Genomic DNA, 14,973 nt, shown 5'->3' with positions numbered 1-14,973 from the left:
GCGAAGGGTTCCCGATGGCCGCTCTAGGGCTCCTGGCGGATCGGCAGGTCCAGCCCCGGCCCGGTGTCCCGCTCCAGCAGGCCCGCATCCTCCAGCGCCTCGATATCCGGCAGGTCGCGCAGGGTTTCCAGCCCGAACTGAACCAGAAAGCCGCGCGTGGTGACATAGCTGTAGGGGGCGCCGGGTTCCGGGCTGCGCGGGCCGCGCGCGATCAGCCCCTGCCGGTGCAGCCGCGCGATCAGGTCGCGGCTGACCTCGCGCCCGGTCAGGCGCGAAATCTCGCTCCGCGTCACCGGTTGCAGATAGGCGATGACCGCCAGCACCAGCATTTCGGTGCGCGACAGGGGGCGGGGGGTGTCGGGCTCGGCCCGCGCGGCGCGGATCGCGGCGGCGTGCCGGGGCCGGGTGCGGAACTGCCACCCACCCGCCACGCGGGCGATTTCATAGGGGCGATCCGTCAGTTCGGTGGCGATGTCCTCGATCAGCAGGTCGAGCGCGCAATCCCGCCCGACGACCCGCGCCAGCACCTCCCGCCCCACCGGGGCGGACGAGGCGAACAGCACCGCCTCGACCCGCGCCATCCATTCGCGCCAGCGCAGCGCGGGGGGCAGGTCCACGAGTTCGGTATCGAGGCCCATGCTACAGCCCATAAAGCCGGAAGGTCGCCCGCCCGGTCAGTTCGCGCACCAGGCCCAGCCCGGTCAGGCGCTCGAACAGGCGGCGGGCGGCGCGGTCGCTTGTCCGGGCACCGGCCTGCGCGGGGATCGCATCCTCGGCCATCAGCGCCGCGACCGCTGCCTGCGCATCCTTGCCGCGCAGCTTCGGCGCGGCAAGGCGCAACGCCTCGGCCCGCCGCACGAGATCGCCGTGCAGGTCGAACGCCGCAACGGCCCCCCGCGCCCAGGCCCCGGCGCAGGCGGTCAGCCAGTCCTCCCCCGTCAGCCGGAAGGCCGCGCGCGGCAGATGCGCGGCGATGAGCGGCACCGGACGGGCCCAGCCAAGCGCACGGGCCAGAACCGCATCCCCGACCCACAGCGCCAGCCCGCGACAGGGCGGCCCGAGGGCGCGGATCTCGTTCGCGGCCTCGGCGGCGGTGCGCAGCGGCAGGGCCCGGCCCGCGAGCCGCGCGCCCAGCCCGCGCAGCAGATCGGCAACCGGTTCGGGCGGCAGGTCAAAGCAGCCGGGCAGACGGCTGGGCCAGTCCGCCGGGCGCAGCCCGAGCAGGCGCCAGCCCTCCAGCATCCGACCATCCGGCCCCGGATCGTCGCCCGGACGCCGCAGCGCCCAGTGATCGCGCAACTGTGCCTCGCCCGCGCGGCGCCCGTCGAGCGCGGATGTCGCCACCGCCGCCATCAGCGCAAGCCGCCGCCGCCAGACCATGCCCGCGGGATGTTCGCTCCGCGCCGCCGGATCCAGCACCGCCAGCGCCGCCCCGGCGGCGAACAGCGCGGTTTCCGCATCGTCCCGCGCCACGCCCTGCCGGATCCAGCGGGGAGGGGCGACGGGGGAAGGGGGAAGGTGCTCGGGCATGCCCCATCCTATGTGGCGCGGCGCGCCGGATCCACCGGATTTTCCCCGTGCTCAGGCATTGGTGAGGTTGGATTCGAGCAGGTCCGTCGCCTGCACCATCCGGCGCGCGGTATCTTCGGGGATCTGCCGCCGCTGGACCGCCAGATAGATCGCCGCCCGCTCGGCCCGCACGGCGGCAAGCCAGACCTGCCGCTCGGCTTCGAGCGCGGCATGGGCGCGGGCGGTATCGGCGATTTCCTTGGCCGCATAGCCCTCGATCCGCTCGCGGTAATAGTCGGTCAGGCGCGAGACGGCCCGGGTGTACAGCTCGGTCTGCGCGCCTTCGGGGACGCTCTGCTGCACCGCCTGCGCCGCCTGGATCGCGGCCTGCGCGGCGGCGGTGCGCACCGCATCTTCGGCCCGCTGCTCGCTGGGCGGGGCGGGCATGTCCATCCCGCGGAGCAGCACCGGCAGCGCGGTGCTGGCCATGACCAGCGACACGATGATGACGCAGGCGGCGAGGAAGATCGCCAGATCGCGCGCCGGGAACGGGCTGCCATCGTCGAGCAGCAGCGGCAGCGACAGGATACCCGCCAGCGTCACCGCCCCGCGCGCGCCCGCCACCGATGTCGCCGCCACCAGCCGCCAGCCGGGCAGCTGCTTCGGCGTGCCGTTCCGCCGCGCGCGGTAGATCGTCAGCCGCAGCGCGACCCAGACCCAGCCGAAGCGCAGCGCCGCCAGCGCCGCGTTGATCGCCAGCACATAGACGATCATCCAGGCCGGATGGACATGGCCGGTGTCGCGCACCACCTGCGCCGCCTTCGACACGATCGCGGGCAACTGTTCGCCCAGCACGACGAACATCACCCCGTTCAGCGCGAACTGCACCGCATCCCACACCGCGTTGCGGCGGATCCGCGTGGTGGCGAGGGTGCGGCCCGTCTGTTCGGCATAGCTCATCGCCATGCCCGCCGCGACGGCGGCGAGGATGCCCGAGGCATGCAGATGTTCCGCGATCAGATAGGCGGTGAAGGGTAGAAGCAGGCTGACCAGGATCTGCGCGCTGGCATCCTCGCCGAAGCGGCGGGCGATCCAGCCCTTCGCCTTGGTCACCACCCAGGTCACCGCGACGCCCACCGCGATCCCCGCGAGCGCCAGCCACAGGAAGGTGCCCACCGCCTGCGGCAGCGAAAACATCCCCGTCATCGCCGCCGCCACGGCAAAGCGCATGCACACCAGCCCCGAGGCATCGTTGAGCAGCGATTCCCCTTCGAGGATATGCATCAGCCGCTTCGGCACCTTTACCCGCCCCGCAATCGCCGAAACCGCGACCGGATCCGTTGGCGACAGGATCGCCGCCAGCGCGAAGGCCACCGGCAGCGGGATCCCCGGGATCATCCAGTGGACGAAGAAGCCGATCCCCAGCACCGTGAACACCACAAGCCCGAGCGCCAGGTCGAGGATCGCGCCGATATCGGCGAACAGCCCCTGTTTCGGGATCCGCCAGCCATCGAGAAACAGCAGCGGCGGCAGGAACAGCACGAAGAACAACTCCGGATCCAGAACGATGCCGAGGTCGGCCACCGCCGCGATCAGGATGCCGGTGCCGATCTGGATCAGCGGCAGCGGGATCGCCTGCGGCAGGAACCGCGCCACCCCGCCGCTGACGACGACCGCGAACAGAAGGATCAGGACAGTGATCAGCGTTTCCAAGGGGCACCTGCATCGGGGGGAGGGACCGGGGGTCTTGCCGTGGCCGGGCGGAACTGGCCCGCTTTTCCGATTTCTCTCCGATCAGGTCAATGCGCTTCGTCGGGCGCCGAGGCGAGGCGACCACCGGCATGGGAGGGTTAGGCGGCTCGGGCGAAGATGCCGGGGCGGGGCCGCGCAATGCGCGCTGGCGCAACCCGGCCTTTGCGCAGTATAGCAGAGCCGTCCCCATCCAGCGGAGGCCGGAATGCTGCGTCAGTTCATGTCCTATTACCGGCCCTGGCGTGGGCTGTTCTGGGTCGATTTCGGCTGTGCGGTGCTGTCGGGGCTGCTGGAACTGGCCTTCCCGGTGGCGATCGCGGCCTTCATCGACCGGCTGCTGCCGCGCGGCGACTGGGGCCTGACGCTGGCGGCGGGGGCGGGGCTTCTGGGGATCTACCTGCTGAACGCGGGGCTGATGGCGATCGTGATCTACTGGGGCCACCGGCTGGGGATCAACATCGAAACCGAGATGCGCCGCCGCGCCTTTGACCAGCTTACCCGACTGAGCTGGCGCTGGTATGACCGCGCGCGCACCGGCAAGATGGTCGCCCGCGTCACCCGCGACCTCGAAGAGATCGGCGAGGTCGCCCACCACGGCCCCGAAGACCTGTTCATCGCCATCATGACCTTCGTGGGCGCCTTCCTGCTGATGCTGTCGATCCACTGGAAACTGGCGCTGATCACCGCCACGGTGGTGCCCGCGATGTCCGTCCTCGTCACCGTCTACGGCGGGCGGATGACCAACACCTGGCGCGAGATCTATGCCCGCGTCGGCCAGTTCAACGTCCGGCTCGAAGAGGCGATCGGCGGCATCCGCGTGGTGCAGGCTTTCGCCAACGAACGCCACGAACGCGCGCTCTTCGATGTCGACAACCAGAATTACCGCAACACCAAGCTGGAGGCCTACAAGGTCATGGCCGCCTCCAGCGCGCTGCAATACATGGGGATGCGGCTGGTGCAGATCGTGGTGATGGTCGTCGGCGCGGGCTTCGTGCTGAACGGGTCGATGACCACGGGGGGATTCGTCGGCTTCCTGCTGCTGGTCGGCGTGTTCTTCCGGCCGCTCGACAAGATCGCCTCGGTGATCGAAACCTATCCGCGCGGCATCGCCGGGTTCAGGCGCTATCTGGAACTGATGGAGACCGAGGCGGAAATCGCCGACGGTCCGCAGGCCCGCCCGGCGCCGGGGCTGAAGGGCGATATCGTCTTCGACCATGTGGGCTTTGCCTATGACACGACGCGCCCGGTGCTGCGGGACATTTCGCTGCATGTCCGGCCGGGGGAGACGGTGGCCTTCGTCGGCGCGTCCGGCGCGGGGAAATCCACGCTGCTGTCACTCTTGCCGCGGTTCTACGAGCCGACCTCGGGGCGGATCACGGTGGACGGGCGGGCGCTGGACGCGATCACGCTCGAAAGCCTGCGCAGCCAGATCGGGCTGGTGTCGCAGGACGTGTTCCTGTTCGGCGGCACGCTGCGCGAGAACATCGCCTATGGCCGGCTGGGCGCCTCGGAAGACGACATCCGCGCCGCCGCCGCCCGGGCGCAGCTCGCGCCGCTGATCGAGACACTGCCCGAGGGGCTCGACACGCTGGTGGGCGAGCGCGGGGTGATGCTCTCGGGCGGGCAGCGCCAGCGGGTGGCGATCGCGCGGGCCTTCCTGCGCAACCCGCCGATCCTGATCCTGGACGAGGCGACCTCCGCGCTCGACCGCGAAACCGAGCGCGAGATCCAGCAGGCGCTTGAGGAACTGTCGAAGGGCCGCACCACGCTGGTCATCGCCCACCGTCTGGGCACGATCCGCAACGCCGACCGGATCGTGGTGATGGAAGCGGGCCGGATCGTCGAAACCGGCACCCATGACGCGCTTCTGGCGCAGCAGGGCGTCTATGCGCGGCTGGCGGCCTGATCCACCGGACGATCGTCAGGGAAGGGGCTTCGCGAAATAAACGCGATTGAAGCCGTCTTCGGATCTGCGGTCCACTTCATGGTATCCAAGTTTCGGGTAGATCGACAGGTTCTCTGCCATCTTCTCGTTCGTATAAATATGGACGGCACGTTTGCCGCAAGCCCGTGCCTGGCTCTCGCAGAAGGCAATAAGCGCCTCGCCAACCCCACGACCCGCTGAAGCTGGCAACACGGTAACGTTCTCCAGAAGGATATGCTCGCCCTCGGGGTAGAATACGATGAAGCCCTGAAAATCGCCGTCGTCGGTTGCGGATACATAAACCCGACCCGCCGCGATCTGATCTGCGAAGTCGGCGGTCATCGGCGCGGGTTTGCGTCCGACCAGCGGCACATAGCGGGCATATGCCAGTTCGGCGCATTCCCTGATCTTCGGTTCATCGCGGGCCACGGCCTGACGGATCATGGGCGTTCGTTTCCTTTGAAATGCCATATACGGCGCAGATCATTCCCTGTGGCACTGACCGCGACGGCGCCGTCAGGCCGGGTCGGCGGCGTAGCGTTGCGAGATCCAGAAGGACAATTGCGCGATGATCCCCGCCGCCGTCATCACCAGCGCCGCCGCCAGCGCGGGGTTGCCGCCGATGCCGCTCAGCGCGGCGCAGATCGCCCCGATCACCATCTGCACGCAGCCATACAGGCCCGAGGCCGAGCCCGTCGCCGCCGGGTTGAGGTTCAGCGCCTCGGACAGCGCCATCGGCGAGGCGATCCCGGCGCCATAGCTGAAGACCAGCATCGTGGCCACGGTGAGCGGAACGCTCAGCCACCCCGTCAGCACCGCCAGCAGGAACAGCCCCGCGCCGAGGCAGCTGAGCAGATTGCCCGCAACCAGCAGCCGCCGCATCCGGATCCGTCCGGCAAGGCGGCTGACCGTCAGGCTGCCGAGCCAGGCGCCGAGGATGTTGAAGGCGAGATACACGGCGACCTCGCCCGACGGACGGTGCAGCTGATTGATGAAAATGAAGGGCGCGGCGCCGACATAGGCGTAAAGCGCCGTGGTCGCGAAACCGCCGCCGATCGCATAGCCCAGAAAGCCCGGCGAGCCCAGCAGCGCGACGTAATTCGCCATCACCACCCGCAGGCTGCGGCCCTCCGCCTGTGGCACGCGCGGCAGGCGGCGCCAGACCAGCGCGAGGTTCACCAGCCCGAGCAGGCACAGCAGCAGGAAGATCGAGCGCCAGCCCGTCGCCGCCGCCAGCCCCGCGCCCACCAGCGGCGAAATCCCCGGCCCCGCCATGACGATCAGGTTCATCAGCGAGAGCTTGCGCGCCGCGTCCTCCGGCCCGGCGCCGTCGCGCACCATGGCGCGGCCAAGGACCAGCCCGGAGCCGCCGCCGAGCGCCTCGAAGAACCGCGCGACGATCAGCACCTGGATCGACGGCGCCGCAAAGGCCGCCGCCCCGGCCAGCGCATAGATCGCCATCCCGGCGATCAGCACCGGCCGGCGCCCGATATGGTCGGCGATCGGACCATAGACGATCTGCGCCAGTGCCAGGCCGACGATATAGGCGCTGAGCGTCATCTGCGCCGCGCTGGCGGTGGTGCCGAAGGCCGCCGCCACCTGCGGCAGGGCGGGCACGAAGATATGGATCGCCATCGTCCCGCTGAGGGTCAGCAGCGCCAGCAGCCAGATCGGGGCGGGTTTGGAAGGGCTCACGGTTCACCGTCCTTGTCGGAGCCGCCGGGATCCAGCCGGTCCAGAATATGTTGCAAGACGTCGCGGGCGGCGGCGATCCGGTCCGGGTCGAGGCCGGAGAGCACCTCGGCCTCCAGCTCGACGGAAATGGCGAGGGCGCGGGCGGCGAGGGCGGCGCCCGCCGGGGTCGGGCTGAGCGCCCGGGCGCGGCCATCCTCCGGGTCGGGCGTGCTGTGGACCAGGCCATCGGCCACCAGCCGCGCCACCACCCGCACCAGGGACGAACTGTCGAGCCCGAGCGCCGCCGCCAGATCCTTCTGCCGCAGCGGTTCCCCCGCCTGCGCCAGCTCCACCAGCGGCGCAAGGCCCGCCTCGGTGACCGCGACATCGTGCAGCCGGTGGTCGATGGCGCGGCGCCAGCGTCGGCCGACCTGTCCGACCAACCGCCCCAGGCGGGGCGGCGATTGTGTTCCGTGTTCGGCCATGGCGAGTCCCGTTGCTGCGCGAAAATAGATGACATGCAATCTAATTCGTCGCAAGCGCCATCTTTTCGGCGTGTAACGATGCCCCCGATACCCGGACCGCCGGGAGAAAGGGGCGGCGCGACGCCCAGAGCAGACCGGCCCGATACCCGGACCGCCGGGAGAAAGGTCCGGTCGCTGATCGCCATCGGGGACGCTGGACCGGGGGTGGGAAAGGAGGGGCGCCCGCAGGCCCCCCAACCGGGCAAAGCGGCCCTGCTTACCGCTCTGACATGGCCGCCAGGGCCGACCAGTAGCGCCCGCCCGCGACATTCTCCGGCGCAAAGGTCCGCTCCAGAAGCGCCCGTTCGGCGGCATCCAGGGTGACCCCCACGGCGGCGACGTTCTGTTCCAGATGGGGGATCTGCTTCGCGCCGGGGATCGGGATCACATCGGCGCCCTGCGCCAGAACCCAGGCCAGGGCGACCTGCGCGGTGGTGGCGCTCTTCGCGGCGGCGATCCCGTCGATGACCGCGACCAGCTTGCGGTTTGCTTCGGCATTCCCGGGCTGGAAGCGCGGCATTCTCTGACGGAGGTCGCCTTCGCCCATCGTCACCGTTCCGCTCAGGAAACCACGACCAAGCGGGCTGAACGGCACGAAGGTCACGCCAAGGTCGCGGCAGGCGGCCAGCACGCCGTTCGTCTCGACATCGCGGGTCCAGAGCGAATATTCGCTTTGCAGTGCGGTGATCGGATGCACGGCATGGGCGCGGCGCAGGGTTTCGGCCGAAACTTCGGACAGGCCGATCGCGCGGACCTTGCCCTCGGCCACCAGATCGGCCATCGCACCCACGGTTTCCTCGATCGGCACGGCGGGATCGGCGCGGTGCAGATAGTAGAGGTCGATCACATCGGTCTCCAGCCGCTTCAGCGATGCCTCCGCCACCCGGCGGGCATTGGCGGGCGAACCGTCGGTGCCGGTGATCTCGCCGAAATCGGTCCGGTCCGGATTGTAGGTGAAGCCGAATTTCGTCGCGATCACCAGCCTGTCGCGATGGGGCTTCAGCGCCCTGCCCAGCAGGCGTTCGTTGCGGTGCGGGCCATAGATTTCGGCGGTGTCGAAGAAAGTCACGCCCAGTTCCACCGCCCGGTGCAGGGTGCGCACGGAGGCCTCTTCGTCCTGCACGCCATAGGCCTGGCTCAGCCCCATGCAGCCCAGACCGATGGCCGAAACGGTGAACTCTCCCAGCTTGCGCTGTTCCATGTGATCCTCCTTGGATGCTGTCAGGATGGCGGCAGGATAGCGGCGCGGGATAGGGGCGATAATCCGTGCAATCGCGCACGGCCTGTTCTATCAATTCGATCAATGGACAGGGTGCAGCTTTCCCAACTGGTGGTCTTCGCGGCGGTGGCGGAAACCGGCGGCTTTCGCGCCGCCGCCGACCGGCTGGGCGTGGCGCCTTCGGCGGTCAGCCATGCGGTTGCGGCGCTCGAAGACAGCCTTGGGGTGCGGCTGCTCGCACGCACCACGCGCTCCACCCGGCCGACGGAGGAGGGGGAGCGGCTGCTCGCGCGCGTGTCCGGGCCGCTTGCCGAAATCGCCGGGGGGCTTGCCGAGGCCGGTCAGGGTCCGGGCGACCCCGGCGGCCCGTTGCGGATCACCTTGCCGCTTCTGGCGGCGGAGGAGGTCATCATGCCACGGCTGCGCGATTTTCAGACCCGCTATCCGAAGATCGAACTGGATCTGCGCGTCTCGGATGTGTTTCAGGATCTGGTGGAAAGCGGCTGCGACGCGGGGCTGCGGCTGGGCGAGAGCCTTGAGGCCGACATGATCGCGGTGCGCGCCACCGGTCCGCGGCGCGGGGTGATCGTGGCTTCGCCCGGCTACTTCCGCGCCCATCCGCCGCCCGAAACCCCCGCCGAGCTGACCGCGCATAACTGCATCCGGCGCCGGTTCGACAGCGGACGGATCTACCGCTGGGAACTCGAACATGCGGGCCGCGCGCTCAGCGTGGAGGTGCGGGGCAACCTGATCTTGCCGCAGCAGAGGCTGATCCGGCAGGCCGCGCGCGACGGGCTGGGGCTGGCCTTCCTGTTCGAGGATGCCGTGGCCGACGACCTGCGCGCGGGCCGTCTGATCGCCGTCATGCGGGAGTGGTGCCCGCCCTTCGACGGGTTCCATATTTACTACCCGTCGCGGCGGCAGATGCGCCCGGCCCTGCGCGCCTTCGTCGATTTCTACAGGCTCCGCTAGGCCAGTTTCGTCACATGCACCGCGGGCAGGTGGCCCAGGTTCCAGCGCCCCCCGATCGCCCGTTCGACCTGCGCGGCGAGTTGCAGCAGCAGCCCGTCATTGCCCTGCCTCGTGTGGATCTGCATCCCCAGTGGCAGCCCGTTTGCATGCAGCGCGAGCGGCAGCGACATCCCCGGCGTGCCGCACAGGTTGCTCAGCGGCGTATAGGCGAAGAAGCCCCACAAATTCTCGAACCAGTCGCGCGCGCAGGGAGTGTCGCTCAGCGTCAGATATTCGGTCGTGCCGATCGGCGGCGTTTCGCGCGCGGTGGTGGGGGTGAGCAGGATGTCCCAATCCTCGTAGAACGCCCCGAAGGCGCGGGCGGTTTCGTTGAACACGGCCTGCATCTCGGCGCGTTCGGTATAGGTCGCGTCCTTGCCCTGTTCCCAGATCCGGATGTTCATCGGCTCGATCAGGTCGGGCGGCGGCGCGGCCAGCCCCCGGCTGCGCAGCAACCCGTTCACCGTCTGCGCGAAATTGGTGATGTAGCAGGTGGTCTGCGCGGCATAGGCGCGGGCCAGATCGACCTTTGGCACCACCCAGTCAACATGATGGCCCAGTGTTTCAAAGAATGCGGCGACGCGGGCGAGTTCGGCGGCGATATGCGGCGTCGCGGCATAAGGCCCCCATTCATGCGAGACGGCGATCCGCAGCGGCGCGGGATCGCGGTCTATCAGCGTCCTATAGGGCGTGCCCGGGGTGACATAGGGCATGAATTCGCCCGGCGCACCGCCCCGGCAGGCATCGACGAAGGCCGCCGTGTCGCGCACCGTGCGGCTGATGCAGCCCTGCGTCGAGACGACGGAGGTGAAATCGGACCCGTAGGGCGCGATCGAAAACGTCCCGCGCGAGGTCTTGAGCCCGATCGCGCCGCAGCAGCCCGCCGGGATCCGGATCGACCCGCCGCCATCGGTGCCATGCGCGAGCGGCAGCACCCCGGCCCCCACCATCACCGACGATCCGGCCGAGGATCCGCAGCTTGTAAACCCGGTGTCCCAGGGGTTGCGGGTGACGTAAAGCGCCGGGTTCTCCGCCGAGCTGCAACAGCCGAATTCCGGCGTCGTGGTCCGGCCGATGATGTTCAGCCCGGCGGCCTTCATCCGGGTCACCAGATAGCTGTCGGCGGCGGGGCGATTCCCCTTGAGGAACAGCGACCCCTGTTCCTGCAACCGCCCGGCGAGCGTGGGGCCGAGATCCTTGAGCAGGAACGGCAGCCCCGCGAAGGGGCCATCCGGCGCGGCGCCGTTCACGCGGGCATCCGCGACGGCATCGCCGAAGACCTCGATCACGCCGCTCAGTTGCGGGTTGACGGCGGCGATGGCGTCGGCGGCCTGCGCGGCCAGTTCCTCCGCCGTGACCTCGCCCCGCCGCACCAGATCCGCCAATGCGATGCCGTCGCGGGCGAACCACTCGTCCCAGCTCATGATCTTTGCCATCTGGCACCCTGCCCTGTTGTCGGTGATCTTGCGACGAGGCTAGTTCGGTTGTCGGCCACGGGCAATATCCGTGGACGCCTGCCCTCAATAGGCCGCGAACGGCGATCTCCTGGCGCCCGTTGGGCAGGCAGACCGCCGGAAAGGCGCTTCCGGCCCGGCCCCGGGACAGATGCGGGCCGCGGCCTCCCGGTTCCGCAGGCCCGGATTGTTGAACGCCGCAGTCCCGCGATGCGGAGGCCGTCGTCGGGGTCGATCGGCACCTCGAACTGGGGCGGTGCGTCATTCCCCGCGCACGCGCCTGCGCGATGTGGGAATGCCCGCAATACTGACAGGCATTCGCCGTGGAATCCGCGATATAGAATCTCGCGCAGCATCGGGTCGATCTTGCGCCGAGGTCGCCATCACCGCCTTCAGCCCCGCCCATCTCCGCGCCAGAAGCGCTGGGTCAAAGGTCGGCGCGCGTCAGAAATTGTTGATGAAATCGCGGTTACGGGTGGCGCGGATGTGGTCGAACATCGCCTTGACCGCCGGGATTTCATCCGTTTCACGGTTGCCATGTTCCCGCCTCAGTGAACGGCCGCATACATGGTCTTTCCCTCCGTCGCCTCGGCGGGGGAGGATGCCTTGACGATGCGGCCCTGTCGGCGGATCAGGATACGATCCGACAGGTTCAGCACTTCGGGCAGGCAGAAGGAGATCACCCGCCGGGGCCGTTCGATCAGGCCCTTGCTTCTGCGGATTGCCGTCCGAAAGCTCCACCACGCGGGCCGTGTCGTTGATCGCGCGGATGTTCAGCCTTTTCGTCCAGCCCGCCGCGCCAGTTCCGCCCGGCCGACCATGCAGGCGCGGTTGTGGGGTGAGCAGGCCGGAATACGGGGTCTCGGCGATGCCCATCGTCTCGAAGAACCCCTCGGCCTTGCGATCCTTGGTGACATAGACGATGGCGCCCTGCGACAGATCCTGAACCGAAAGGATCTTGCGCCCCGGGGCGCGCAGCCCCGCCCCCGGCCTGTCGCGGTAAAGCGCGCCCGAAAGCCCGCGCCCGACCATCGCCGCGATGATGCTGTCACGGGTGAAACCGGAGGTCGGGCCGGCCCGACCGGGAAGTTCAGCGATTGCAGGAACTGTTGCGCCGAGAAGCGGATGCCGCGCAGCCGGTTCAGCGGCTTTTCCGGGCCGCGAGTTCAGGTTCTGCGCCACGACCCGGGTGCCGTCCGGCGCGACGGCGAAAGGCCAAAACCGGCGCGGCGAGGGTCTCGACAGGGGGTTGAGCGCATGACCCGAACTGCGCAGCACGCCACCGGGGCCGGATGCCAGCAGGTCGGGTTCGGGCAGGTCGGCGAAGACCGGCGCCTCCGCCAGCACGGTAATGGGGCGGAAGGGGCCGTCCATCGGCGGGATCGTCACCGCCTTGCCCCGGAACAGGTCGATGGCCATCCGCGCTCCCAGTATTGGAATCGGGCTTCGCCACCACCTGCAAATCCGGATGTCGCGCCGGAACCATGATCCCGGCATATTGGAACAGGCTGGTCACATTCACCTGATCGCCCTGCACGAGGCCGATCGTCTTCGACGAACCTTCACCACCGCCTCGGCCTCCGGCCGGTCAGGGGCCGGTCCGGGCCGGTGAAGACGTCGGCCTTGAAATTCGCCGGGGTGTCGACAAGGATCACATGGATCCCCGCCTGTTGCGCCTTCTTCACCAGCCTGGAATAGCTGTTGAGGTCGGCATCACGATCAGCACATCGGGCTTCTGCGCCGAGGAAATCGCCTGTGCCGACCAGTTCGGATCGCGGGTTTCGAGCATGCCGTCAAAGGCGTCGATCTCGCGTTTCAGATAAGCCTCCCGGCCCTGCGCCAGATCGAAGCCCGTCGCCATTGGCCCGAGCATGACGCGCTTGCTCGGCACAGACCTTCGGCCCGGCATCTTCGAGCGCAGGCCGGAGCGCGCCGACAGCACATAGCGCAGCGTCATCATCGGGCGCACCGGCATGCCGATGTTCCGCGCCGCCGCCATCCTCCAGCCGGATCTCGATCCCCGGGTTCGCGGCACGCCCGGGGCCGTGGAAGCTGATGATCTGCGAACAGGCGCGGCATTGCGGCAACGTCAGCGGGCGGCCTTGCGCAGGGCGGAGATGGTCGTGCGGGTCGAGATCTGTTCCGGATCGGTGACCAGTTCGATCACCGCGGGCCGTCCGCAGGCCCGCGCGCGGGCAAAGGCGGCGGGGAAATCCGCGGTGCGGGTGACCCGTTCGGCATGGGCGCCGAGGGCTTCGGCCATCTTGCAGAAATCCGGGTTCTCCAGTGTGGTGCCGGAAACCCGCATCGGGTGTTCGCGTTCCTGATGCATCCGGATCGTGCCGTAGACGCCGTTGTTGAACAAAAGCACGATCGGCCGCCCGCCGAATTGCGCGGCGGTGGCGATTTCATTGCCGCTCATCATGAAGCCGCCATCGCCGACGAAGGACAGCACGCAGCGTTCTGGGTCGCGCAGCGAGGCCGCCACCGCCGCAGGCACCGAATAGCCCATCGCACCACAGGTCGAGCCGAGGATCCGCCCGGGCCGCCCGAACCGCAAAAACCGCTGCGGCCAGCCGGTATGGTTGCCCGCGTCGAGCGTGACTACGGTGTCTTTGGGCAGGGTGTCGCGGATCGCGGACAGCGCCTGTGCCATGTCGAGCGGCCAGGGGCTGTCTTCGGAGGGTGTGCTGTCGGCCAGGTATTCGCCATGCAGAAGCCCGCACCAATCGGCCCATGCCGCGCGGCGGCCCAGATCGACGGGTTCCAGCGCGGCGGCCAGCGGCCCGGGGGCGCAGGCGATGCCGAGGTCGGGCGCATAGACCCGGCCGATCTCGTCCGGATCCGGATAGACATGCACCAACCGGCAGGACAGGTTCGGCGGCGTCAGCGCGGCATAGGTCCTGGTCGTCATCTCTCCCAGCCGGGCGCCGATGACCACCAGCAGATCGGCCTGAGCGATCCGGCGGAACAGGGCGGGGCTGGTCGAGGTGCCCAGATCCCCGGCAAAGACCGGCGACAGCCCGGGCACGATGTCCTGGCGGCGGAAGGAGCAGGCGACGGGGATGCCGTTCGCCTCGGCAAAGCGGGTGATCGCGGCCGAGGCCGGATCGCTCCAGCCCGAGCCGCCCAGCAGCAGCAGCGGCCGTTCGGCGGCGGCGAACGCTTCGGTCAGGGCGGATACGTCCTCGGGTGCGGGTTTCGCCATGGCGGGACGATAGGGGCGGGCGTCCTCCACCACCACGGTGTCGGTCAGCATGTCCTCCGGCAGGGCGACGACCACCGGGCCGGGGCGGCCCGAGGTCGCCACCCGGAAGGCGCGGGCGATATATTCCGGGATCCGGCGGGCATCGTCGATCTGCGTCGCCCATTTCGCCACGGTGCCGAACATCGCGCGATAGTCGATTTCCTGAAACGCTTCGCGGTCGGTGGTGGCGCGGTCGATCTGGCCGACGAAGAGGATCATCGGTGTGCTGTCCTGCTGCGCGATATGCACGCCGATCGCGGCATGACAGGCGCCGGGACCGCGGGTGACCATGCAGATGCCGGGCCGTCCGGTGAGCTTGCCATAGGCCTCGGCCATGTCGGCGGCGCCGGCCTCGTGCCGGGCATTGATCAGGCGGAAGCGGTCCCGCACGTCATGCAGCGCGTCCAGAACCTCAAGGTAGCTCTCGCCCGGCACGCAATAGGCGGTGTCCGCGCCATGGATCAGCAGTTGATCGACGAGGATCTGGCCTCCGGTCCGGGCGGCGGGTTGGGGGATGGGCATCGGCGGGCTCCATGGCTGGGACAGGGGCACTATCCCGTGGATCCGGCGCCGGGTCATCGGGGAAATGCGGGTGGGGCGATGACATCTGTTCATGAATTCATGATGGCGGGGCATCCGCCCGTGGCGCCGCGCGATGG

The 14,973-nt window shown here is 69.1% G+C and carries 13 protein-coding genes; 2 read left to right on the top strand and 11 right to left on the bottom strand.

Annotation, left to right across the window (positions count from 1 at the left end; all coding sequences use genetic code 11):
* Positions 1-23: 23 nt before the first annotated feature.
* From scpB to QM789_RS15730, 3 genes are read right to left on the bottom strand one after another with little or no spacing between them, the layout of a single operon-like run.
* On the bottom strand, positions 24-638 hold the full coding sequence (gene scpB, locus QM789_RS15740; RefSeq protein ID WP_420352792.1) for an SMC-Scp complex subunit ScpB: 615 nt from the start codon (positions 636-638) through the stop codon (positions 24-26).
* Position 639: 1 nt separating this feature from the next.
* On the bottom strand, positions 640-1,530 hold the full coding sequence (locus QM789_RS15735; protein ID WP_420352791.1) for a DUF1403 family protein: 891 nt from the start codon (positions 1,528-1,530) through the stop codon (positions 640-642).
* A 51-nt stretch (positions 1,531-1,581) separates the two neighbouring features.
* Positions 1,582-3,222, bottom strand: coding sequence for a Na+/H+ antiporter (locus QM789_RS15730; protein WP_420352790.1), 1,641 nt, complete (start codon positions 3,220-3,222; stop codon positions 1,582-1,584).
* 244 nt (positions 3,223-3,466) lie between these two features.
* Between QM789_RS15730 and QM789_RS15725 the strand changes: the two genes are divergently transcribed.
* Complete coding sequence (locus tag QM789_RS15725; protein ID WP_420352789.1) at positions 3,467-5,167, top strand: ABC transporter ATP-binding protein; 1,701 nt, start codon at positions 3,467-3,469, stop codon at positions 5,165-5,167.
* 15 nt (positions 5,168-5,182) lie between these two features.
* On the opposite strand, the gene QM789_RS15720 is transcribed toward QM789_RS15725, so the two are convergent.
* The 4 genes from QM789_RS15720 to QM789_RS15705 form a co-directional block, all read right to left on the bottom strand.
* A complete protein-coding gene (locus QM789_RS15720; protein ID WP_420352788.1) occupies positions 5,183-5,629 on the bottom strand; it encodes a GNAT family N-acetyltransferase in 447 nt (148 codons plus the stop codon).
* Between the two features lie 72 nt (positions 5,630-5,701).
* A complete protein-coding gene (locus QM789_RS15715) occupies positions 5,702-6,880 on the bottom strand; it encodes a multidrug effflux MFS transporter (protein WP_420352787.1) in 1,179 nt (392 codons plus the stop codon).
* Positions 6,877-7,344: a MarR family winged helix-turn-helix transcriptional regulator gene (locus tag QM789_RS15710; RefSeq protein WP_420352786.1), complete on the bottom strand. Its 468-nt coding sequence runs from the start codon at positions 7,342-7,344 to the stop codon at positions 6,877-6,879. The genes QM789_RS15715 and QM789_RS15710 overlap by 4 nt, the downstream gene beginning before the upstream one ends.
* Positions 7,345-7,600: 256 nt before the next feature.
* Complete coding sequence (locus tag QM789_RS15705) at positions 7,601-8,584, bottom strand: aldo/keto reductase (protein WP_420352785.1); 984 nt, start codon at positions 8,582-8,584, stop codon at positions 7,601-7,603.
* A gap of 111 nt (positions 8,585-8,695) precedes the next feature.
* Here QM789_RS15705 and QM789_RS15700 point away from each other — a divergent pair, with 111 nt between their 5' ends.
* Complete coding sequence (locus tag QM789_RS15700; RefSeq protein WP_420352784.1) at positions 8,696-9,574, top strand: LysR family transcriptional regulator; 879 nt, start codon at positions 8,696-8,698, stop codon at positions 9,572-9,574.
* Here QM789_RS15700 and QM789_RS15695 read toward each other — a convergent pair.
* The 4 genes from QM789_RS15695 to QM789_RS15680 all read right to left on the bottom strand — a co-directional run bounded on the left by QM789_RS15695 (position 9,571) and on the right by QM789_RS15680 (position 14,836).
* A complete protein-coding gene (locus QM789_RS15695) occupies positions 9,571-11,049 on the bottom strand; it encodes an amidase (RefSeq protein WP_420352783.1) in 1,479 nt (492 codons plus the stop codon). The two genes, QM789_RS15700 and QM789_RS15695, sit on opposite strands and share 4 nt — an antisense overlap.
* Positions 11,050-11,511: 462 nt before the next feature.
* Positions 11,512-12,486, bottom strand: a complete 975-nt coding sequence (locus QM789_RS15690) for a hypothetical protein (RefSeq protein WP_420352782.1) — start codon at positions 12,484-12,486, stop codon at positions 11,512-11,514.
* A 262-nt stretch (positions 12,487-12,748) separates the two neighbouring features.
* Positions 12,749-13,042, bottom strand: a complete 294-nt coding sequence (locus QM789_RS15685; RefSeq protein WP_420352781.1) for a hypothetical protein — start codon at positions 13,040-13,042, stop codon at positions 12,749-12,751.
* A gap of 114 nt (positions 13,043-13,156) precedes the next feature.
* Positions 13,157-14,836, bottom strand: coding sequence for a thiamine pyrophosphate-binding protein (locus QM789_RS15680; RefSeq protein WP_420352780.1), 1,680 nt, complete (start codon positions 14,834-14,836; stop codon positions 13,157-13,159).
* Positions 14,837-14,973: the final 137 nt, after the last annotated feature.

Source organism: Paenirhodobacter sp. (assembly GCF_047600745.1).
Taxonomy (GTDB): domain Bacteria; phylum Pseudomonadota; class Alphaproteobacteria; order Rhodobacterales; family Rhodobacteraceae; genus Rhodobacter.
This window is presented reverse-complemented; position numbering and strand designations above follow the sequence as displayed.